We start from the raw sequence: 19559 nt of genomic DNA on the forward strand, positions 1-19559 counted from the left end.
TGCCGGTCCGGTCAGGCCCTGCTGCGGCGGCGCAGTGCGACCGCGCCGACGACGAGCGCGGCCAGGACGATGACGCCGATGAGGACCAGGGTCGAGGTGCTCGTGCCCGAAGAGGCCTTGGCGGCCGCGGGGGCGTCGGCCTTCTTCGCCGCGGCGATGGTGACCGGGGTGTCCGCGGCCTTGGCGGCGGCCGAGACCTGCTTGACCTCTCCGCCGCAGCCGGTGGCCGGCCAGCTGTCGATGGCGCAGGTCAGGCCACCCTCGGAGCGCACGCTCGCGACCGCGGCCAGGACCTCGGCGCCGGTGGCCTTGGTGTCGACGACGGCGCACTTGGCGGTCGGAGCCGGCGGGGTGCCCGCCTCGGCGTCGGCCGGACGGCCGTAGTCCAGGACCAGGCCGACGCGCTTCTTGCCGGCGACGGCGGGGGTCGCCCCGCAGATGTCCTCGAAGGTGGGGGTCGCCCGGGGCAGGCGGGTGGAGCTCTCGTCACCGACGGCGAAGCGCCAGCCCTCGATGGCGCCGTCCTTCGGGGTGAACTTGTCCGGGCCGGTCTGGGCGAAGGCCCACTTGCCGGAGTCGAGGTGGTAGTAGCCCCAGTAGCGGTAGGCGGCCGCGTGGGCGGCGCCGGCGGGGGCGATGACGGCGGTGAACAGGGCCGCCACGAGGGCGGCGAGGGTGAGCAGGGCAGCCGGGCGCAGGGGGCGCACGGCGATGGGGCGCGAGTGGGACATGAACCTCTCCTCGCGGCCGGTGGCGAGAAGGGCAGGGGGCCGGGGCCGGGTCTGCGCCTTCGGCTCCGGTCCGCATTCCACGACGGACGATCAACACTGGAGCCGACGTCCACGACAGGTGCTCCGGCTCGCCGTCGCCGGGCCGCCTGGGCGGCGACTGCGGTGACGGCCTACGGTTGCGGGTCAGCGCCGGACTTGGACCGGCTTCCCCTGGCTGCAGACGTGCGGTGCTCGCACGGTCCCACGCGGCATCGAGGGGTGTCAAAGTGGTCCCCGCCACGAGGAGAGGTGCCCCATGAGCAGACGCGCCCGCGCCGCCGGACTGGCCCTCGGCTTCGCCGCCGACGCCCTCCTCGGGGACCCGGGGCGCGGGCACCCCGTGGCCGCGTTCGGGCGGGTCGCCCGGGCGGCGGAGCGCCGGTGGTGGGCCGACAGCAGGCCCCGGGGCGCGGCGTACACCGCGGGCCTGGTGGCCGGCGCGGCCGGCCTGGGCTGGGCCGGCGAGCGGCTGGTGCGCGGCAGTGCCGTCGGGGAGGCGGCGGTGGTCGCCGCGGCCACGTGGAGCGTGCTCGGTGGCACCTCGCTGGCCCGCGAGGGGGCCGCGATGTCGGGGCTGCTGCGCGAGGGTGACCTGCCTGGGGCGCGCCGCCGGCTGTCGCACCTGTGCGCGCGCGACGCCACCGGGCTGGAGGCCGGCGAGCTGGCCCGCGCGAGTGTGGAGTCGCTGGCGGAGAACACCTCCGACGCAGTCGTGGCCCCGCTGCTGTGGGGTGCCGTGGCGGGGGCGCCGGGCCTGCTCGGCTACCGCGCGGTGAACACCCTCGACGCGATGGTGGGCTACCGCTCGGCACGGCACCACCGCTTCGGCTGGGCCTCGGCCCGGCTCGACGACCTGGCCAACCTCGTGCCGGCACGGGTGGCCGCGCTGCTGGCGACGGCGACGGCGTGGTTCGTCGGCGGCCGGGGCGATGACGCGTGGCGGGTCTGGCAGCGCGACGCGGCGGCCCACCCGAGCCCGAACGCCGGCCCGGTCGAGGCGGCGTTCGCCGGGGCGCTGGGGGTCAGGCTGGGCGGCGTCAACCGGTACGGCGACACCGTGGAGGACCGCGGCGTGCTGGATGGCGGACGCGAGGTGCGGGTGCGTGACCTGGGGCGCGCGGTGACGCTGTCGCGGGCCGTGTCGGTGTCAGCGCTCGCGGTGGCGGTGCTCGTCGCGGCCGGCGCCGGGAGGCGTCGTGGCTAGGGGGCTGCTGGTCGCCGGGACCACCTCCGACGCGGGCAAGAGCCTGGTCACCGCCGGGCTGTGCCGCTGGCTGGCCCGGCGGGGCGTGCGGGTGGCGCCGTTCAAGGCGCAGAACATGTCCAACAACTCGATGGTGTGCGCCGACGGTGCGGAGATCGGCCGGGCCCAGTGGGTGCAGGCGGTGGCCGCGCGGGCGGTGCCCGAAGCGGCGATGAACCCGGTGCTGCTCAAGCCCGGGTCGGACCGGCGCTCGCACGTCGTGCTCATGGGCCGGCCGTTCGGCGAGCTGCAGGCGGGGGAGTGGGCTACCGGGCGGAAGGTGTTGGCGCAGAAGGCGTTTGAGGCGTTCGAGGACCTGGCCAGTCGCTACGACGTGGTGGTGGCCGAGGGTGCCGGCAGCCCGGCGGAGATCAACCTGCGCGAGGGCGACTACGTCAACATGGGCCTGGCCCGGGCGGTCGACCTGCCCGTCGTGGTGGTGGGCGACATCGACCGCGGCGGCGTGTTCGCCGCGATGTACGGCACCCTCGCCCTGCTCGACGAGGCCGACCAGGCGCACGTGCGCGGCTGGGTGGTCAACAAGTTCCGCGGCGACCTCGGCCTGCTGCAGCCGGGGCTGCGCATGCTCGAGGACCGCACCGGTCGCCCGGTCCTCGGCGTCCTGCCCTTCCTGCACGACGTGTGGCTGGACTCCGAGGACGCCCTCGCCATCGCGGGGTGGTCCGGTGGGGGCGGCGGGGCTGGGGACGCGGGTCGGGCGGCGGGGGCGACCTTGTCGGTGGCGGTGGTCCGCTTCCCGCGGGTCTCCAACGCGACCGACGTGGACGCCCTGGCCGCCGAGCCCGGTGTCGACGTGCGCGTCACCGCCGACCCCGACGTCGTGGCCGGCGCCGACCTGGTGGTGCTGCCCGGCACCCGCGCGACGCTGTCGGACCTGGCGTGGCTGCGTGAGCGTGGGCTGGCCGACGCCGTCCTGGCCCGGGCCGCGGCCGGCCGTCCGGTGCTCGGGATCTGCGGTGGCTACCAGATGCTGGCCGAGGTCATCGAGGACTGCGCCGCCGTCGAGTCGGCCTCTACCACAACGGTTCCCGGCCTCGGGCTGCTACCGACGCGGGTGACCTTCGCGCCGGAGAAGCTGCTGGGGACACCGCGGGGTGAGTGGCGCGGGCAGGAGGTCACGGCATACGAGATCCACCACGGGAGCGCCACGCTGCGGCCGGAGGCCGCCGGCGTGAGCCCGTTCCTCGACGGGTGGAGCCGGGGCGCGGTGCACGGCACGACGTGGCACGGCGCGTTCGAGTCCGACGGCTTCCGGCGCGCGTTCCTCACCGAGGTGGCGCAGCGGGCCGGGGTCGCCTGGGTGCCGCAGACCGCCGCGCCCGGGTTCGCCGCGCGTCGGGAGGCCATGCTCGACCGGCTCGCCGACGCGGTCGAGGAGCACCTGGACACCGCGGCGCTCGGCGCGCTGATGGGCCTCGACGGCTGAGCCCGGAGGGCGTCGGATGCTCAGGCCGGCGGCTTGACCGCCAGCACCGGGCACTCGGCCTCGAGCAGGATCTGCTGCGCCGTGCTGCCGGTGATGAGCTTGCCGACGGGGGAGCGGCGGCGCAGGCCGATGACGATCAGGTCGGCGCCGACCTCACGGGCCGCATTCAGGATCGAGTCGCCGGCGGCGGTGTCCTCGGTGGGCTGGCGCACCTCGTGGGGCACGCCCGACGCGGCGAGCTGCTTCTCGAGGGCGTCGAGGTCGCGGCCCTCGGCGAAGTTGGGGTCGGCGTAGTTGCCGTGGTGCACGGCGTTGACGACGACGAGGCGGGCGTTGTCGCGCTGCGCCTGGGCGACGGCGGCGTCGACCGCGGCCAGGCCCTCGGGGGTGGGGATGTAGCCGGCGAGAATGATCACGGGACGGGCTCCTTGGTCGAGGTCAGTCTGGCCAGGTGGACAGCCTCACCGTGAATCCTGCCGGATCGGACCACATCTCGACGCGGTCGCACAGCATGCGGGCAAGCCAGAGCCCGCGGCCGGAGGCGGCCAGGCCGTAGGGGTCCTCCGGCAGGTAGCCGGCGAAGTCGTCCGCGAACCCGGAGCCGTGGTCGCTGACCGTGCACGCGAGCCGCTGCGGTTGTGCCCACAGCCGCACCCACACCGGCGGCAGGCCGTGCACCAGGGCGTTGGCGGCCACCTCGCTGAAAGCGGCGATGAACTCCTCCGAGGCGTCGGGGTCGGCGCCGACGGAGTGCATCGCACGGCGGAAGTCCTCCCGCAGCTGGGACAGCGCCATCCGGTCGTGCAGCACCGCGCGCATCGACGGGGTCGCCTCGATCTGCTCGTCGGCAGGCGGCATGGCCCGGGCGAACGCGTCGGGGTCGAGGTAGTCGCGGTTGGTCTCCCACGTGGCACCGGAGCGCAGCCGCGGGTGGGTCATCCGCCCGTAGCGGATGGCCTCGTCCGGGAGCCGCCGCGCGTCATACAGGCACAGGGTGGTGAGCGGGAACGCGGCGAGGGCACGGTTGACGTAGGCCTCGTAGCGCGCCCACTCCTGCCACAGCAGCGGGTTCTGGCCGAAGTCGGTGTCGCTGACCAGCCAGACGCGACTGACGCCCTCCTCGAGGGCGTCCTCCATCATCCTGCGGTAGCCGTCGAGGGCCATCGTGCTGCGGCGGTACTGCCCGCCGCCGGGGAGCAGCTGGAGGCGGTCGTCATCCAGGGCCTCGGAGAGCAGGCCGCACTGCTGCTCGTTGCACACGGCAACGGCCGCGCCACCGCTGGCCAGGCCCTCACGCAGGAACGGCACGGCGGCCGCGAGCAGCTGCTCGTCGGCGGTGTGGATGAGGGCGTTGTGCACCAGCCCCTCGTGGGCCGGGGTCATGGCCGGCCCGTGACCACCGCGACGCCCGGCATCTCGTCGAGCCCCATGAGGTGCAGGGTGCGGTCGACCACCGGTTTGGGTGCCACCAGGACCACGCCGCCGCCACCCCGACGGAAGCGCTCGGTGGAGCGGGCCAGGGCGCGGCAGCCCGCGACGTCGATGAAGTCGAGGGCACGCACGTCGAGCCAGAGCAGGTCGTCGTCGGGGCTGGCGGCACCGGGTTCGTCGTGCAGGCCGGTCACCTGCTGGAGCACGGCCTCGAGCACGCGGTCGTTGCTGACGTCGACGCTGCCGACGAGGCACAGACCACCCTCCGCGGGCGTGCTGCGCAGCTGGGTCTCGCGCAGGCCGCCGAGGTGGGACCCGGTGGCGCGGCGCAGCCACCAGCCGGTCGTGCTGCCCTGGTCGTACTGGCACAGCGCGGACACCGGCCGGGTCGCGCAGAGCACGTCCATGGCGTCCTCGTAGTGCTCGTAGTCGTCCTGGGCCACCTTGGACAGCGCGACGCGGGCCTCGGCGGACAGGCGGACCCGGTGGAACCCCTCGTCGAGGGCCCGGTCCACGAGCGCCGCCTGGCCCTCGCGGGGGTAGAAGTCGCCGACCGGCAGGACGACCAGGCGCCCCTCCTCCACCGCCGCGGAGGTGTCGAGGCCGCGCTCGTGCAGCACCCCGAGCAGGCTGCGCTCGGGCGACTCTTCGGGACGCTCGGCGTAGATGACCCGCTCGTCGGACTCGAGCCCGTGACGCACCCACTCGGTCACCGCGTCGCCGCGCTCGGCCTCGCTGCGGTGCAGCAGGAGCAGGTGACCGTCCCAGCCGACGGCGGGCGTGCCCTGAGTGGCGGTCGCCATTGCATGAGGGTACGCCTGCCGGGGGAGCCCGGGACAGGGTGCGGATAGGCTCGCGCGACACCTTCGACGGTGCGGCAGGAACTTCGGTGCCGGCCACGCGGTATGCCGTGTGGCCCAGTCCGGGGCGGTCCCGCCACTGTGGGCGCGTACGCGCGCGAGCCAGGAACTGCGGCCGTCGACCGCGATTGACCTTTGACCCGAGGCGTGGACACCTCGAGGAAGGCCGGTGCCGTCGTGCGCTCGACAGACCCTGGGCAATACTCTCGACCTCAGGTGGAGGGTCAGGGTGATCCTCCGGTGGACGGTGCGGGTGGGGAGGCCGTCGCCGTGGTCGGGATCGGCGCCGATGGGTGGGCCGGGCTGGGACCACCAGCGCAGGAGGCGCTGCGGTCGGCCGGGGTGGTGCTGGGCAGTCGCCGACAGCTGGACCTGCTCCCGGCGGAGGTGCGGGCGCGCCGCGTCGCCTGGCCCACACCGTTGCGCCCCGCGCTGGCCTCCCTCGTGGCCGAGCACCGCGCGGCAGGGCTGGTGGTGCTCGCCAGCGGCGACCCGATGTGGTTCGGCATCGGTCGGGCGCTCGTCGAGGAGCTCGGGAGCGAGGCGGTGCACATGCTGCCGCACCCCTCCTCGATCTCGCTGGCCTGCGCCCGGCTCGGCTGGTCGGTGGAGGACACGACCGTGGTGAGCGCGGTCGGCCGCCCCGTGTCGGCAGTCGCCCGCGATCTGCATGACGGGGTGCGCTTGCTGGTGCTCAGCGCCGACGCCTCGACTCCGGCTTTGGTGGCAGACCTCTTGCGGGACAGGGGTTTTGGTGCGAGCGAGCTCGTCGTGCTCGAGCAGCTGGGCTCGGCCTCCGAGCGCCGGGTCGAGGGTGTTGCGGCCACGTGGGTGGCCGCACCGGGAGCGCCGCTCAACGTCGTGGCGGTGCGCTGCCGTCCCTCGGCTGCCGTGGCCCCTGGCCCGCGCCTGTCGCTGGTGCCGGGCCTGCCGGACGAGGCGTACGACCACGACGGTCAGCTGACCAAGCGGGAGGTGCGGGCGGTGACCCTGGCGGCGCTCGCCCCGGCGCCGGGGGAGCTGCTCTGGGACGTCGGTGGCGGCTCGGGGAGCATCGCGATCGAGTGGCTGCGCTCCCACCGGACCTGTCGGGCGGTGTCGGTGGAGGCCCGCCCCGACCGGGCGGCGCGGATCACCGGCAACGCCGTCCGCCTGGGGGTGCCCGGCCTGCGGGTGGTGACGGGTGCGGCACCGGCGGCCCTGGACGGCCTGCCGGCACCGGACGCGGTGTTCGTCGGCGGCGGCCTCACCACGCCGGGCCTGCTGGAGGCGTGCTGGTCCGCCCTGGGCCCCGGCGGCCGGTTGGTCGCCAACGCCGTCACGCTGGAGTCCGAGGCGTTGCTCGCCCGGTGGTACGCCACCCACGGCGGGGAGCTGACCCGGGTGGCGGTCTCGCATGCCGTGCCGGTCGGCGGGTTCACCGGGTGGCGCGCGGCGATGCCCGTCACCCAGTGGGCGGTCGCGAAGCCAGTGGAGCCGCTGGAGCCGTTGGAGCCAGCCTCGCAGGGAGCTCAGGTCGCGGCGGAGGTGGCGCGATGACCGTCCGCTTCATCGGTGCCGGCCCGGGCGCCGCCGACCTCATCACGGTGCGCGGGCAGCGGATCGTCGCCACCTCGCCGGTCTGCCTGTATGCCGGGAGCCTGGTCCCGCCCGAGCTGCTGGCCCAGTGCCCGCCGGGCGCGCGGCTGGTCGACACCTCCGGGCTGGACCTGGACCAGATCACCGCCGAGCTCGTGGCCGCCCACGCCGCCGGCCTGGACGTGGCCCGGTTGCACTCGGGCGACCTGTCGATCTACAGCGCCGTCGCCGAGCAGGTGCGCCGGCTGGATGCGGCGGGTGTGCCGTGGGAGATGGTGCCGGGTGTGCCCGCCTTCGCCGCCGCGGCCGCGGCCCTGGGCCGTGAGCTGACCGTGCCCACGGTCGGGCAGAGCGTTGTCCTGACCCGGCTGGCCCAGCGAGCGACGGCGATGCCAGCGGGGGAGGACCTGGCAACCTTCGGGCGCAGCCGGGCCCTGCTCGTCCTGCACCTGGCGACGCACCTGGTCGACCAGGTGGTGGCCGAGCTGGTGCCGCACTACGGCGCGCAGTGCCCTGCCGCCGTGGTGGCGATGGCCAGCCGACCGGACGAGGTGGTGCTGCGCGGCACGCTCGCGGACATCGCGGGTCAGGTCCACGAGGCCGGCATCCGCCGCACCGCGGTGATCCTCGTGGGCCAGGTGCTCGGGGCCGAGCAGTTCGGCGACAGCTACCTGTACTCGCCAGGGCGGGACCGCAGCGGCGATGGGCCGGCCGCCTGCGCTCCGGGTCCCGAGCAGTCATGAGCGTCGGGCCGGGGTGGGCTGCGTGGCCGGGCGACGATCCGGACCGCGGGTGGTCAGCGTGGTCCGCGCGGGGCGGCGCGGCCGAGGATCGCCCCGGCACGGTCGATGCAGATCGCGTCCACGGTCACCGGGGCGCCGCGCAGCACCCCGAGCGCGACGTCGCGCGCCCGCTCCGCGACGCGGTCACCGAGCGGCACCCCCGCCTCGAGACAGAGCTCGGCCGCCTCCAGCCCGGTGTTGGCCCCAGCCACGGCCGCGGTGAGCCGCTCGTCGGCGCCGGCCTCCCGCGCCAGGTTGGCGAGGAAGCCGGTGTCGACCTGGGAGCGGCCAGAGTGCAGGTCGAGGTGACCGGCCGCGAGCTTGGACATCTTGGCGAACCCGCCCGCGATGGTCAGCCGGTCGATCGGGTGGCGCCGCAGGTACTTCAGGACCGCACCGGCGAAGTCACCCATGTCGAGCAGGGCGTCGTCGGGCAGGGCGTACTCCGCGATCGCCACCCGCTCGGAGGTCGATCCGGTGCACCCCGCGACGTGGGTGTGCCCGATGGCTCGGGCGACGTCGATCCCCCTGCGGATGCTGTCGATCCACGCCGAGCAGGAGTACGGCACCACGATGCCGGTCGTGCCGAGGATCGACAGGCCGCCGACGATGCCGAGGCGGGGGTTCCACGTGCGCCGCGCGATCTCCTCGCCGCCGTCCACGGACAGCTCGACCACCACGTCGCCGCGGTCGCCGTGCTGGTCCGCGATGGCCGTGACGTGGTCGCGCATCATCTGGCGCGGCACCGGGTTCACCGCCGGCTCGCCCACGGGGAGCGGCAGGCCGGGGAGGGTCACGGTGCCCACGCCGGGGCCGGCGACGAAGGTGACGCCGGCGCCGGGCTGGCCGCGCCGCACGGTCGCCCGCACGAGCGCCCCGTGGGTCACGTCCGGGTCGTCCCCGGCGTCCTTGACCACGCCCGCCATCGCCCACCCGTCGCCAACGTCCTCCACGGCGAGGGCGAACGCCGGCTGCTGGCCCTTGGGCAGGGTGATGGTCACCGGGTCGGGGAACTCACCGGTGAGCAGTGCGGTGTATGCCGCGGCTGTCGCCGCCGTCGCGCACGCTCCGGTGGTCCAGCCACTGCGCAGCCCGGTGCGCTCGAGCTGGGCCGGGCGCCCACCCTGCTGCGGCGCCGGCGGCGGCGTCGTCGGCTCAGCCACGGCGGGTCGGGTTCGTGAGCGGGCGGCAGCGGGTCCTGGTCCTGGGCGGCACGACCGAGGCGAGACAGCTGGCCGGGTGCCTGGCGACGGTGCCGAACGTCGAGGTGACGAGCTCGCTGGCTGGTCGGGTGCGCGACCCCGTCCTCCCCGAGGGTGAGGTCCGGGTGGGCGGCTTCGGGGGCGAGGCAGGGCTGGCCCGATGGCTCGTCGAGCGGTCCATCCACCGGGTCATCGACGCCACGCATCCCTTCGCCGCCACGATCACGTCCCACGCCGCACGCGCTGCGACGCAGGTCCATGTTCCCCTGCTGGTGCTGCGCCGTCCCGCGTGGGTGGCCGGGCCGGGGGACCGGTGGCACGAGGTGGGCTCGCTCCAGGAGGCTGCCCGCATCCTGCCGCACCTCGGTCGCCGGCCACTGCTGACGACCGGCCGTCAGGGGGTGGACGCCTTCGCGCACCTGGACGACCTGGCGTTCGTCGTGCGCACCGTCGACCCGCCGGACGTGCCGCTGCCTCGGCGCCACGTGCTGCTGCTCGACCGCGGGCCGTACACCCTCGTCGATGAGCTCGACCTGATGGTGCGGCACGGCATCGACGTGCTTGTCACGAAGAACAGCGGCGGCCACGCGACCGCGGCCAAGCTGGAGGCGGCACGGCGGCGCGGCATACCGGTGGTGGTGGTGAGCCGCCCACCGCTGCCCGAGGGCGTCCCGGTCGTGCCCGGTGTGGAGGACGCTCTGGCGTGGCTCGGTGACGGGCACCGGTGACGGCCACCGGTGACGGTCACGGGCGACTGGCATGCCGACCGACGCGCGGGGGCGTCGCGACATCGCTCAGGCGGCGAGGTCGCGGTAGTCCCGGGGCCCGCTGACATGGTCCACCCCGGACGGCGTGGTCCAGGTGCACACCGCGTCGGCTGACATCTGCACTCGCCAGCCCGCCTGGTGCTTGAGCCGGTGATGGTGTCGGCACAAGGCCATGAGGTTGGCCTCGTCGGTCGGCCCGTCCGGGAACCGGACCACGTGGTCGAGGTCGCAACCAGTCGCGGCCACCGCACACCCGGGGAACCGGCAGGTGCCGTCTCGGGTGCGCACGGCGCGGGCCAGGGCGGCGTTGGGTCGGTAGGCCGTCGGGTCGGACCGCAGCACCTGACCGGTGACCGGGTCCAACAGGAGCCGGCGCAGCGGGGTGTCGCAGCCGTTGACCAGGCGGTCGACGATATCCATGGGGAGGATGCCGTGCCGAGGGAGCTCGACACCCACGACGCCGGGCTCTGCCGGCACCGGGACGGTCAGCTCCAGCACGGTGGTCACGCTCGCGTTGCCCAGGATGAGGTCGATCATCGCGTCGGCGCGCGCCTGGTCGAGTGTCCGGCGGTGCGGCGTGGCCGCGTCACGCGCCAGGTAGTCGCGAGCCAGGGCGTCGATGGCTGCCCAGGCCTGGGCGCTGGCGTGGGTGGGCTGGTCGGCGCACCACTGCGTCATCCCGGGCTCGGTGCCCGGCCGGGTGAAGACGAACCGTCCCTCCGGGGCGCGCTCGGCCCGGCGGCGCAGCGCGTCGGGGTCGATGCGGGCGACCGCCCGGCGGGCCCGTGCCCGCAGCTTCGTCGAGGTCAGCCCGGTGGCGTCGGGCACCTCCCGGCCGAACCGGTCGAGCACCGGCTCGTCGGGCAGCAACGTCTCCTCCAGCACTCCGGCCTGCGCGTCGGCCAGGTGCTGGGCCTCGGTGCCGATCAGCCCGGCACGGTAGGCGTCGAGGCGGCCCTCACGCATCGCGGCCAGGGTGCGCGGGAGCCGGTCAAGGTCCCTGGCCAGCGTCACTCGCAGGTCCGCGGCCCGCCCGGTCAGGCACAGCAGCGGCGCGATCCGGTCGGCCACGAACTCCCACTCGTCGTCCGTCCCGCCCGCCGGGACCGACGTCCCGACGGGCGCATCGACCGGGATGGCCTCCAGCCACTCCCTCTCACGCGCGGCGATCGCGGCGATGGCCTGCAGCGCCAGGGCATCGACCGCGTTCTTGACCCGCTGGGCGGCCAGCACGACGGCCTCACCGGTCCCGGCGGTCGCGGCCGCCAGCTCGTCCGCGACCAGCGCATCGAGGCGCGCGGCGAGCTCGCCCATGGGCGTCTGCCGCACCTGCTCCACGCTGAGTTCGAACATGTGTTCAAGACTAGGGCTGGGCGCCGACACCTCCCGCCATTCGTCCACAGGCACACCCGACCGGAGCGCGACAGACCCGCGCGAGCCGGGTCAGCCCGGGTCAGCCCGGGCTCAGGTCTCCCCGCCGATGTCGACGACGTACGCCTCGTAGACCAGGTCCGCCCCCGCCTGCCGGTGCCGCGCCAGCGACCGCAGCAGGTCCGCGCACCCCTCGCGCAGCGACTCGACGCCGGCCGTGTCCACCACGCCCTCCCCGTCCTGCACCAGGGTCTCGACCGCCGGCAGCAGGTGGGTGTGCTCGCGGTTGAGTCGCGCGACGGCTCCAGAGAGGCGCGGTGAGCTGGCGACCACCTGGGCGAACAGCCCGTCGGGCGCCTGCGTCACCTCGACGTGCACCCGCAGGTCCGCGGACAGCTCAACGAGGGCGGCGTGCACGCGCTCGGCCCACGCGGCGACCCGGCCGGGCGCGGGCGCCGTCAGCGCCTGCTCGACCGCGGCGATCGACTCGCCCATCTCCGCGCGCCGGCGGCGCAGGACCTCCAGCTCCGGCGGCAGTGTCCGGCTCGGTGTCGTGGTCTCTGACATCGGTGCCTCCCAGCGGGACGAGGGGCCGAACCCATGGTCCGCCCGCCGGTGGTCGCCGTCCAGACCCGCCGGATCGCCCGCCCACGAACCGGTATGCCGTGCCCTCACCTCCCGGCACGCCGCGTCAGACCGCAGGCTCCTCCGGGTAGCGACGGGGCGTCCACACGACCTGTTGGCCGTCGGCGCGGCGTACTGCCTGCGTCTGCGAGGAGCCGACGATGAGCAGGGTGCGCATGTCCACCTCCGCCGGCTCGAGCGAGGCCAGGGCCACGACCCGCACCGCCTCCTGCGGGCCGCCCACGTCCCGCGCCACGACCACCGGCGTGTCCGGCGCGCGGTGCTCCAGCAGCAGCTCACGGACGGCGGCAACCTGCCAGGTGCGGCTGCGCGAGCCCGGGTTGTAGAGGGCCAGGACGAGGTCCGCCGCCGCAGCTGCTGCCACGCGCCGGCTCACCACCTCGAACGGCTTGAGCCGGTCCGACAGAGAGATCGTCGCGAAGTCGTGCCCCAGGGGAGCGCCGACCCGGGCCGCGGCCGCGTGCGCCGCCGTCACGCCGGGCAGCACCCGGACCGGGACGTCGGCATAGGTGTCCTCGCAGGCCACCTCCATCACGGCGCTCGCCATGGCGAACACCCCCGGGTCGCCGGAGGAGACGACGGCCACCCGCCGGCCGGACCGGGCCAGGTCGAGGGCGAAGGTGGCCCGCTCGGACTCGACCTTGTTGTCCGAGGCGTGCCGTCGCTGCCCGGGGCGGGTGGGCACGCGGTCGATGTAGGTGCTGTAGCCGACCAGGTCGTCGGCGACGGCGAGGGCCCCACGCGCCTCGGGGGTGAGCCAGGTCGGTCCCGCGGGGCCGAGGCCCACGACCACGACCTCGCCGATTCCTCCCGCTACCGCCGGATCCTCAGCAACCGCAGCGGCTCCCGCAGGCGCGCCCACCTCGCTGGGCACCAGGGCGACCGAGAAGTAGGGCACGGACTCCTCGTCGACGTCGGCCAGCCGGCCGGTGCGTTCCCCGGCCATGGTGGCGCGCTCGACGTACCACGCGTCCTCCAGCCGCCCGGCCCGTTCCAGCGCCCGCCGAACGGCGGGGAAGGTACGCCCGAGCTTGAGCACGACCGCGGAGTCGGTCGAGGACAGCCGCGCCGCGAGCTCCTCCTCCGGCAGCGTCCCCGGCAGCACCGTGAGCACCTCACGGTCCTCGACCAGGGGCCGCCCGACGCGGCTCGCCGCGGCGTTGACCGAGCTGATCCCGGGGACCACCTCGGTGGGGTAGCGGTGCGCGAGCCGCTTGTGCATGTGCTGGTAGGAGCCGAACAGGAACGGGTCGCCCTCACACAGCACCGCCACGTCGCGCCCGGCGTCGAGGTGGGCCGCCAGCCGCTGGGCGGCCTCCTCGTAGAACTCCTCCAGGGCCGCGCGGTAGCCGCCGGGGTGGTCGGTGCCCTCGGTGGTGACCGGGTAGACCAGCGCCTCCTCGACCTGGTCACTGCGCAGGTGGGCGGCGGCGATGCTGCGGGCAATGCTGCGCCCGTGGCGCGCCGAGTGGTAGGCCACGACGTCAGCCGCGCCGACGAGCTCGACCGCCCGCAGGGTCATGAGGTTCGGGTCCCCCGGCCCCAGCCCCACGCCGTACAGGCGCCCGGTTTGCTTGTCCGACAGGCTCATTCGACCTCGCTCGCAGTCGCGTTGACGGCGGCGGCGACGATGGCGCTGCCGCCCCGGCGTCCCCGGACCACCACGTGCTCCAGGCCCAGGTCGTTGTCGACCAGCGCCTGCTTGGACTCGGCCGCCCCGATGAACCCCACCGGTATGCCGAGCACCGCCGCCGGGCGCCACGGCACCGTGCGCAGGTGGTCCAGCAGGTGGAAGAGGGCGGTGGGGGCGTTGCCGATGGCCACGACCGCGCCGTCGAGGCGCTCACCCCACAGCTCCACGGCCGCTGCGGTCCGTGTGGTGCCGAGCCGGCGGGCCAGGTCAGGGACCCGCGGGTCGGAGAGCGTGCACACCACGTCGTTGTCGCGGGGGAGCCGGGCGCGGGTGATGCCGCTGGCGACCATCTGGGCGTCGCACAGCACCGGCGCGCCGGCCCGCAGCGCCGCTCGTGCCCGCGGGACGGCCTGCGGGGTCGCCACCACGTCTCCGGCCAGGTCGACCATGCCGCAGGCGTGGATCATCCGCACGACCACCTGGGCGGTGACCGGGTCGAACGCCGCGAGGTCGGCCTCGGCGCGGATCGTGGCGAACGACTGCCGGTAGATCTCGGCGCCGTCCTTCTCGTAGTCCATGCGTGTCTCCATCAGGGGGTGCGTCGGGCGTCCGAGACCGCCCCGGCAAGGGCCTGCGGCGAGGCGCCGGCGGTGAGGGCGGTCGTCGTGGGGGGATCGGCGGCGTCGTGCCGCTCGATCACGTAGTGGCCCCCGGGCTGGGCGACGACCTCCACCCGGGCGCCGGTGGGGTGGCCGCAGCGTCGCTCGCAGCCTGACCAGTGCAGGGGCAGCAGCGTTGTGCCAGAGGCCTTCTGGGCAGCCCCGAAGGAGGCCTCCGCGTCGGCATGGACGTCGGCGAGTGACTTCGCGCACCCCGTCCGTCCTGCGCAGGCCGTGACCCCGGCCCTGGGCGAGCGGGCGTTGGTGACGAACCCGGCCGAGGCCAGGGAGGCCAGGCCTGCGGTGCATCCCGCGGCGTCGACGCCGGGGATGACGATGCCCCGCCACGGGGTGAGACGCAGGTCTCCGACTGCGGTACGGGCCAGCGCGACGAGAGCCTGCCAGGAGGCCGCCGGTGCGCGTCCGAGCGGTGCGGCGACGGACAGCGCAGCCGGGCCGTCCTGGGACCGGACGACCCCGAGCGCGGGCCCCTGGCGAGGGCTGGCGGAGGGCGTCAGTCCCGGGTCCGAATGCTCGTGGGGGATGGCCCGGTCCGCCAGGAGGGCACGGACGGGGTCGAGGAGGTCGAGGGGACTGCTGACCAGGTCGCGGACCCGCCAGGAGTCGGCTCCGGCGGTGGCGCACGCCACGAGGAAGACCTCCGCCGCCGTGGCCGCGCAGCGGGCCGCGTCCCCCGCGGCCACGGTCAGGCCGGTCGGCAGGCCGGCCAGCAGGAGCTCGGTGACGCGCTCGGCCCGGGCGACCAAGGTCACATCGGCGTCGAGCGCGGCGACGTCGTGGCGGCCGTCGTCGAACGCGACCAGGAACCGACCGGAGAGCAAGGCCAGAGCCGCTGTGCCGCAGAGGATCTCGTCGTACTCCGGGACCGTGGACGTCAGGTCCGCCAGACCGCGCCCGTCGAGACCGGACAGTGGCGACAGCAGGACGTTGCGTGCACGGTCGTGGGCGACGGACGGCAGGAGGCCCACGGCATACAGCCGGGCTGCGAGGTCGCCGCCGCAGGACGGCGGCAGCCCTCTGAGCTGGAGGTTCCCCCGAGAGGTCACCTCGATCGAACCGTCACCGAGTTCCGTTGCCGCACAGACGATCTCATCAATCTGGTCTGCGCGAAGGAGGCCGCCGGGGACGCGGATCCGGGCCACTGACCCGTCCTCGGCATGGTGCAGCCGGACCGCCCCGGGGCACCGGTCAGGGCGACCCCGCGACAGGGTCGGTGGGTTCGCCAAGGGGCGGTCCGGGGCGGGCATGGCGGTGGAGCATACCCACGCCGGATGGCCGCTCCGGGCTGTCGTCCAAGCCGCTCGTCTGGCTATGCTTCGGGCCAGCGCTCACTTGAGCGCCCTTTCGCCAGAAGACGGCGCAAGGGGAGGAAGCCGGTGTGAATCCGGCGCGGTCCCGCCACTGTGACCACGGCCCAGCCGTGGGAGTCAGGAACTCCCGTCGTCTTCTCTCACCCGGGGCGTGGACACCCCAGGAAGAGGTTCAGCGTGCTGCTGTTGTTGTCGACCTCCGACACCGACCTGATGAGCGCCCGCGTGGCAGACGGCCCCGTCGCCTGGCGCTACGCCAACCCCTCCCGGTTGCTGCCGGAGGACCTGCCCGCCCTGCTCGAGGGCGCCGACCTCGTCGTCGTGCGCCTCCTCGGCGGTCGCCGCGCCTGGGCCGACGGCCTCGACGCGCTGCTCGCCGGCCCGCGCCCGGTCGTGGTCCTGTCCGGGGAGCAGGCGCCGGACGCCGAGCTGATGCACCTGTCCACAGTCTCCGCCGGGATCGCCGCGCAGGCCCACGCCTACCTCGCCCACGGCGGACCCGCCAACCTCGAGGCGCTGGCCCGGTTCCTGTCGGACACCGTGCTGCTGACCGGGCACGGCTTCGACGCCCCGCTCGTGGCACCGGCCTGGGGCCGCCTGGACCGCCCCGCGGCCGCCGCAGCGCCAACCGTCGAGCCCCGGCCGACCGTGGCGCTGCTCTACTACCGGGCCCACCACATGAGCGGCAACACCGGCTTCGTCGAGGCCCTGTGCGACGCGGTCGAGGCTGCCGGTGGCCGGCCCGTGCCCCTGTGGTGCGCCTCTCTGCGCGACGCTGACCTCGGCCTTCTCGACGCGCTCGCCGAGGCCGACGTCGTCGTCACCACGGTGCTCGCTGCCGGCGGTACCCGCCCCGCCGACGCGCAGGCCGGTGGCGACGAGGACGCCTGGGACGCCGGCGCGCTGGCCTCCCTGGACGTGCCGCTGCTGCAGGCGCTGTGCCTGACGAGCTCCCGCGAGCAGTGGCTGGCCAACGACGAAGGGCTCTCCCCGCTGGACGCCGCCACCCAGGTGGCCGTGCCCGAGTTCGACGGGCGGGTCATCACGGTCCCGTTCTCGTTCAAGGAGATCGACGCCGACGGTCTCCCGGCCTATGTCGCCGACCCCGAGCGCGCCGCCCGGGTGGCCGGCCTCGCCGTCGCCCACGGCCGGCTGCGGCACCTCGACCCGGCGCAGCACCGCGTCGCCCTGGTCCTGTCGGCCTACCCCACCAAGCACGCCCGCATCGGCAACGCGGTCGGGCTCGACACCGGCGCCAGCGCGATGGCCCTGCTGGGCCGGCTGCGCAGCGAGGGCTGGGACCTCGGCCCGGACGACGGCCCCGGCGCCCTGCCCGGGCTGGCCGCCGCCGACGGTGACGCCCTCATCCACGCGCTCATCGAGGCCGGCGGCTACGACCCCGACTGGCTGACCGCCGAGCAGCTCGCCGGCAACCCGGTGCGTATCCCGGCCGCCGACTACCGCCGCTGGTACGCCACCCTGCCGGCCGGCCTGCGCGCCCACGTCGAGGCGCACTGGGGCCCGCCGCCGGGCGAGCTGTATGTCGACCGGTCCCGCAACCCCGAGGGTGACCTCGTGCTCGCGGCACTGCAGGCAGGCAACCTGCTGGTGCTCGTCCAGCCGCCGCGGGGCTTCGGGGAGAACCCGATCGCGATCTACCACGACCCCGACCTGCCGCCCTCGCACCACTACCTCGCGGCCTACCGCTGGATCGCCGCGCGGCAGGAGGATGGCGGGTTCGGCGCCGACGCGGTGGTCCACCTCGGCAAGCACGGCAACCTGGAGTGGCTGCCGGGCAAGAACGCCGGCCTGTCCGCGGACTGCGCCCCGGACGCGGTGCTCGGCAACCTGCCCCTGGTCTACCCGTTCCTGGTCAACGACCCCGGTGAGGGCACCCAGGCCAAGCGCCGCGCCCACGCCGTGCTGGTCGACCACCTCGTGCCGCCGATGGCCCGCGCCGAGAGCTACGGCGACATCGCCCGTCTGGAGCAGCTGCTCGACGAGCACGCGAACGTGGCGACCCTCGACCCCGCCAAGCTGCCCGCGGTCCGCAGCCAGATCTGGACGCTACTCCAGGCCGCGAAGATGGACCACGACCTCGGCTTGTCCGGCCGGCCCGACGACGAGCGCTTCGACGACATGGTCATGCAGATCGACGGGTGGCTCTGCGAGGTCAAGGACGCCCAGATCCGGGACGGGCTGCACGTGCTCGGCCAGGCGCCGCAGGACTCGGCCCGCGTCGACCTCGTCCTGGCCATCCTGCGCGCCCGGCAGATCTGGGGCGGCAGCCACGCCGTCCCCGGACTGCGCGAGGCGCTCGGCCTGGACGAGTCCGCCACGGACCGCGCCGGTGCCGACCGGGCCGAGGCGCGGGCCCGCGAGGTGGTCCTCGCCATGGAGCGCCACGGGTGGGAGGCCGACGCCGTCGATGCGGCCCTCGCGCTCGTGCCGCAGGAGCGGGTCGAGGCCGTCGGGCAGGTGCTGGACTTCGCGGTGGCCCAGGTGGTCCCGCGGCTGGCCGCGACCACCGACGAGCTCGACGCCGTGGTGCACGCCCTGCGCGGTGGGTTCGTCCCCGCCGGACCGTCGGGCTCACCGCTGCGCGGCCTGGTCAACGTCCTGCCCACGGGCCGCAACTTCTACTCCGTCGACCCCAAGGCGGTGCCGAGCCGCCTGGCGTGGGAGACCGGCCAGCGCCTGGCCGAGTCGCTCCTGGCCCGACACCGCGACGACACGGGGGAGTGGCCGACCTCGGTCGGGCTCTCCCTGTGGGGCACCAGCGCGATGCGCACCGCCGGGGACGACATCGCCGAGGCCCTGGCGCTGCTGGGCACCCGACCCGTCTGGGACGACGCCTCCCGCCGGGTGACCGGCCTCGAGGTCGTCCCGCTGGAGGAGCTCGGCCGCCCACGGATCGACGTCACGCTGCGCATCTCCGGCTTCTTCCGTGATGCCTTCCCGCACGTCGTCGGCCTGCTCGACGACGCCGTCCAGCTCGTCGCCGGCCTGGAGGAGGACCCGACCGACAACCGCGTGCGTGCCCACGTGCAGGCCGACCTGGCCGAGCACGGCGACCGGCGTCGGGCCACCACCCGCATCTTCGGCTCCCGCCCCGGCACCTACGGCGCCGGGCTGCTGCAGCTCATCGACAGCAAGGACTGGCGCACCGACGCCGACCTCGCCGAGGTCTACTCCGTCTGGGGCGGCTACGCCTACGGTCGCGGCCTCGACGGCAGGCCGGCGCGTGAGGAGATGGAGACGGCCTACCGGCGGATCGCGGTGGCGGCCAAGAACACGGACACCCGCGAGCACGACATCGCCGACTCCGACGACTACTTCCAGTTCCACGGCGGCATGGTCGCCACGGTGAGGGCGCTCACGGGCGCCGCGCCCGCGGCATACATCGGGGACAGCACCCGGCCCGAGACGGTGCGCACGCGCACCCTGACTGAGGAGACCGCGCGCGTCTTCCGCTCCCGCGTGGTGAACCCGCGCTGGATGGAGGCGATGCGCCGCCACGGCTACAAGGGCGCGTTCGAGATGGCCGCGACCGTCGACTACCTGTTCGGCTACGACGCCACCACGGGCGTGGTCCATGACTGGATGTACGACCGGGTCACCCGCGAGTACGTCCTGGACGAGGTCAACCGGAAGTTCCTGGAGGCCGCCAACCCGTGGGCCCTGCACGGCATGGCCGAGCGCCTGCTCGAGGCGGTCTCGCGCGGGCTGTGGGCCGAGCCGGACCCCGACGTGCTGGCCGCGCTGCGCCAGGCCTACCTCGAGGCCGAGGGCGACCTCGAAGCCGGCCGCTGACCCCGGGCGCTCGCCCGTGACCCGGGC

General features: G+C 74.9%; 16 protein-coding genes and 1 riboswitch. Of the genes, 6 read left to right on the forward strand and 10 right to left on the reverse strand.

Annotated elements, in window-relative coordinates; translation table 11 throughout:
• Positions 1-11 precede the first annotated feature (11 nt).
• The gene (locus FB474_RS07600; RefSeq protein WP_141788099.1) at positions 12-731 is read right to left on the reverse strand and encodes an SCO2322 family protein; all 720 of its coding nucleotides are present in this window, start codon (positions 729-731) and stop codon (positions 12-14) included.
• A 295-nt stretch (positions 732-1026) separates the two neighbouring features.
• Here FB474_RS07600 and FB474_RS07605 point away from each other — a divergent pair, with 295 nt between their 5' ends.
• Both FB474_RS07605 and FB474_RS07610 read left to right on the forward strand, forming a co-directional pair.
• Positions 1027-1974, forward strand: coding sequence for a cobalamin biosynthesis protein (locus tag FB474_RS07605; RefSeq protein ID WP_141788100.1), 948 nt, complete (start codon positions 1027-1029; stop codon positions 1972-1974).
• Positions 1967-3460, forward strand: a complete 1494-nt coding sequence (locus tag FB474_RS07610) for a cobyric acid synthase (protein ID WP_141788101.1) — start codon at positions 1967-1969, stop codon at positions 3458-3460. Before FB474_RS07605 ends, FB474_RS07610 begins: the two co-directional genes overlap by 8 nt.
• A gap of 20 nt (positions 3461-3480) precedes the next feature.
• Here FB474_RS07610 and FB474_RS07615 read toward each other — a convergent pair whose 3' ends face one another.
• Genes FB474_RS07615 through FB474_RS07625 form a run of 3 tightly spaced genes read right to left on the reverse strand, consistent with a single transcriptional unit; the run spans position 3481 to position 5694 of the window.
• A complete protein-coding gene (locus FB474_RS07615) occupies positions 3481-3876 on the reverse strand; it encodes a universal stress protein (RefSeq protein WP_141788102.1) in 396 nt (131 codons plus the stop codon).
• 22 nt (positions 3877-3898) lie between these two features.
• The gene (locus tag FB474_RS07620) at positions 3899-4843 is read right to left on the reverse strand and encodes an anti-sigma factor RsbA family regulatory protein (RefSeq protein ID WP_141788103.1); all 945 of its coding nucleotides are present in this window, start codon (positions 4841-4843) and stop codon (positions 3899-3901) included.
• Complete coding sequence (locus tag FB474_RS07625) at positions 4840-5694, reverse strand: MEDS domain-containing protein (protein ID WP_141788104.1); 855 nt, start codon at positions 5692-5694, stop codon at positions 4840-4842. Before FB474_RS07625 ends, FB474_RS07620 begins: the two co-directional genes overlap by 4 nt.
• A 297-nt stretch (positions 5695-5991) precedes the next feature.
• Between FB474_RS07625 and cbiE the strand changes: the two genes are divergently transcribed.
• Positions 5992-7290, forward strand: a complete 1299-nt coding sequence (gene cbiE, locus FB474_RS07630) for a precorrin-6y C5,15-methyltransferase (decarboxylating) subunit CbiE (protein WP_141788105.1) — start codon at positions 5992-5994, stop codon at positions 7288-7290.
• A complete protein-coding gene (cobM, locus tag FB474_RS07635; RefSeq protein ID WP_141788106.1) occupies positions 7287-8072 on the forward strand; it encodes a precorrin-4 C(11)-methyltransferase in 786 nt (261 codons plus the stop codon). Before cbiE ends, cobM begins: the two co-directional genes overlap by 4 nt.
• A 53-nt stretch (positions 8073-8125) precedes the next feature.
• On the opposite strand, the gene FB474_RS07640 is transcribed toward cobM, so the two are convergent.
• Positions 8126-9274: a cobalt-precorrin-5B (C(1))-methyltransferase gene (locus FB474_RS07640; protein ID WP_221632474.1), complete on the reverse strand. Its 1149-nt coding sequence runs from the start codon at positions 9272-9274 to the stop codon at positions 8126-8128.
• A gap of 14 nt (positions 9275-9288) precedes the next feature.
• Between FB474_RS07640 and FB474_RS07645 the strand changes: the two genes are divergently transcribed.
• Positions 9289-10041, forward strand: coding sequence for a cobalt-precorrin-6A reductase (locus FB474_RS07645; RefSeq protein ID WP_221632652.1), 753 nt, complete (start codon positions 9289-9291; stop codon positions 10039-10041).
• 66 nt (positions 10042-10107) lie between these two features.
• On the opposite strand, the gene FB474_RS07650 is transcribed toward FB474_RS07645, so the two are convergent.
• The 5 genes from FB474_RS07650 to FB474_RS07670 all read right to left on the reverse strand — a co-directional run bounded on the left by FB474_RS07650 (position 10108) and on the right by FB474_RS07670 (position 15656).
• Entirely contained in the window at positions 10108-11433 is a 1326-nt protein-coding gene (locus FB474_RS07650) for an HNH endonuclease signature motif containing protein (RefSeq protein WP_141788108.1), read from the reverse strand.
• A gap of 111 nt (positions 11434-11544) precedes the next feature.
• Complete coding sequence (locus tag FB474_RS07655) at positions 11545-12018, reverse strand: oligoendopeptidase F family protein (RefSeq protein WP_141788109.1); 474 nt, start codon at positions 12016-12018, stop codon at positions 11545-11547.
• Positions 12019-12142: 124 nt separating this feature from the next.
• Positions 12143-13687 carry a precorrin-2 C(20)-methyltransferase gene (locus FB474_RS07660; RefSeq protein ID WP_141788110.1) on the reverse strand — a complete coding sequence of 515 codons (1545 nt, stop codon included), beginning with the start codon at positions 13685-13687 and terminating at the stop codon, positions 12143-12145.
• Entirely contained in the window at positions 13684-14307 is a 624-nt protein-coding gene (locus tag FB474_RS07665) for a precorrin-8X methylmutase (protein WP_246092077.1), read from the reverse strand. The genes FB474_RS07660 and FB474_RS07665 overlap by 4 nt, the downstream gene beginning before the upstream one ends.
• An 11-nt stretch (positions 14308-14318) precedes the next feature.
• Complete coding sequence (locus FB474_RS07670; RefSeq protein ID WP_141788112.1) at positions 14319-15656, reverse strand: nitrite/sulfite reductase; 1338 nt, start codon at positions 15654-15656, stop codon at positions 14319-14321.
• 95 nt (positions 15657-15751) lie between these two features.
• Positions 15752-15892, forward strand: a riboswitch (adenosylcobalamin (AdoCbl) riboswitch).
• 40 nt (positions 15893-15932) lie between these two features.
• On the opposite strand from FB474_RS07670, the gene cobN reads away from it, so the two are divergent.
• Complete coding sequence (gene cobN / locus FB474_RS07675; protein ID WP_221632601.1) at positions 15933-19532, forward strand: cobaltochelatase subunit CobN; 3600 nt, start codon at positions 15933-15935, stop codon at positions 19530-19532.
• Positions 19533-19559 lie beyond the last annotated feature (27 nt).

This window comes from Oryzihumus leptocrescens, from assembly GCF_006716205.1.
Lineage (GTDB): Bacteria > Actinomycetota > Actinomycetes > Actinomycetales > Dermatophilaceae > Oryzihumus > Oryzihumus leptocrescens.

Coding starts and splice junctions, on each gene's coding strand:
- FB474_RS07605 (WP_141788100.1), top strand. CDS start 1,027: ATGAGCAGACGCGCCCGCGCCGCCGGACTGGCCCTCGGCTTCGCCGCC.
- FB474_RS07670 (WP_141788112.1), bottom strand. CDS start 15,656: ATGCCCGCCCCGGACCGCCCCTTGGCGAACCCACCGACCCTGTCGCGG.
- FB474_RS07620 (WP_141788103.1), bottom strand. CDS start 4,843: ATGACCCCGGCCCACGAGGGGCTGGTGCACAACGCCCTCATCCACACC.
- FB474_RS07650 (WP_141788108.1), bottom strand. CDS start 11,433: ATGTTCGAACTCAGCGTGGAGCAGGTGCGGCAGACGCCCATGGGCGAG.
- FB474_RS07660 (WP_141788110.1), bottom strand. CDS start 13,687: ATGAGCCTGTCGGACAAGCAAACCGGGCGCCTGTACGGCGTGGGGCTG.
- FB474_RS07625 (WP_141788104.1), bottom strand. CDS start 5,694: ATGGCGACCGCCACTCAGGGCACGCCCGCCGTCGGCTGGGACGGTCAC.
- cobM (WP_141788106.1), top strand. CDS start 7,287: ATGACCGTCCGCTTCATCGGTGCCGGCCCGGGCGCCGCCGACCTCATC.
- cobN (WP_221632601.1), top strand. CDS start 15,933: ATGAGCGCCCGCGTGGCAGACGGCCCCGTCGCCTGGCGCTACGCCAAC.
- FB474_RS07655 (WP_141788109.1), bottom strand. CDS start 12,018: ATGTCAGAGACCACGACACCGAGCCGGACACTGCCGCCGGAGCTGGAG.
- FB474_RS07665 (WP_246092077.1), bottom strand. CDS start 14,307: ATGGACTACGAGAAGGACGGCGCCGAGATCTACCGGCAGTCGTTCGCC.
- FB474_RS07600 (WP_141788099.1), bottom strand. CDS start 731: ATGTCCCACTCGCGCCCCATCGCCGTGCGCCCCCTGCGCCCGGCTGCC.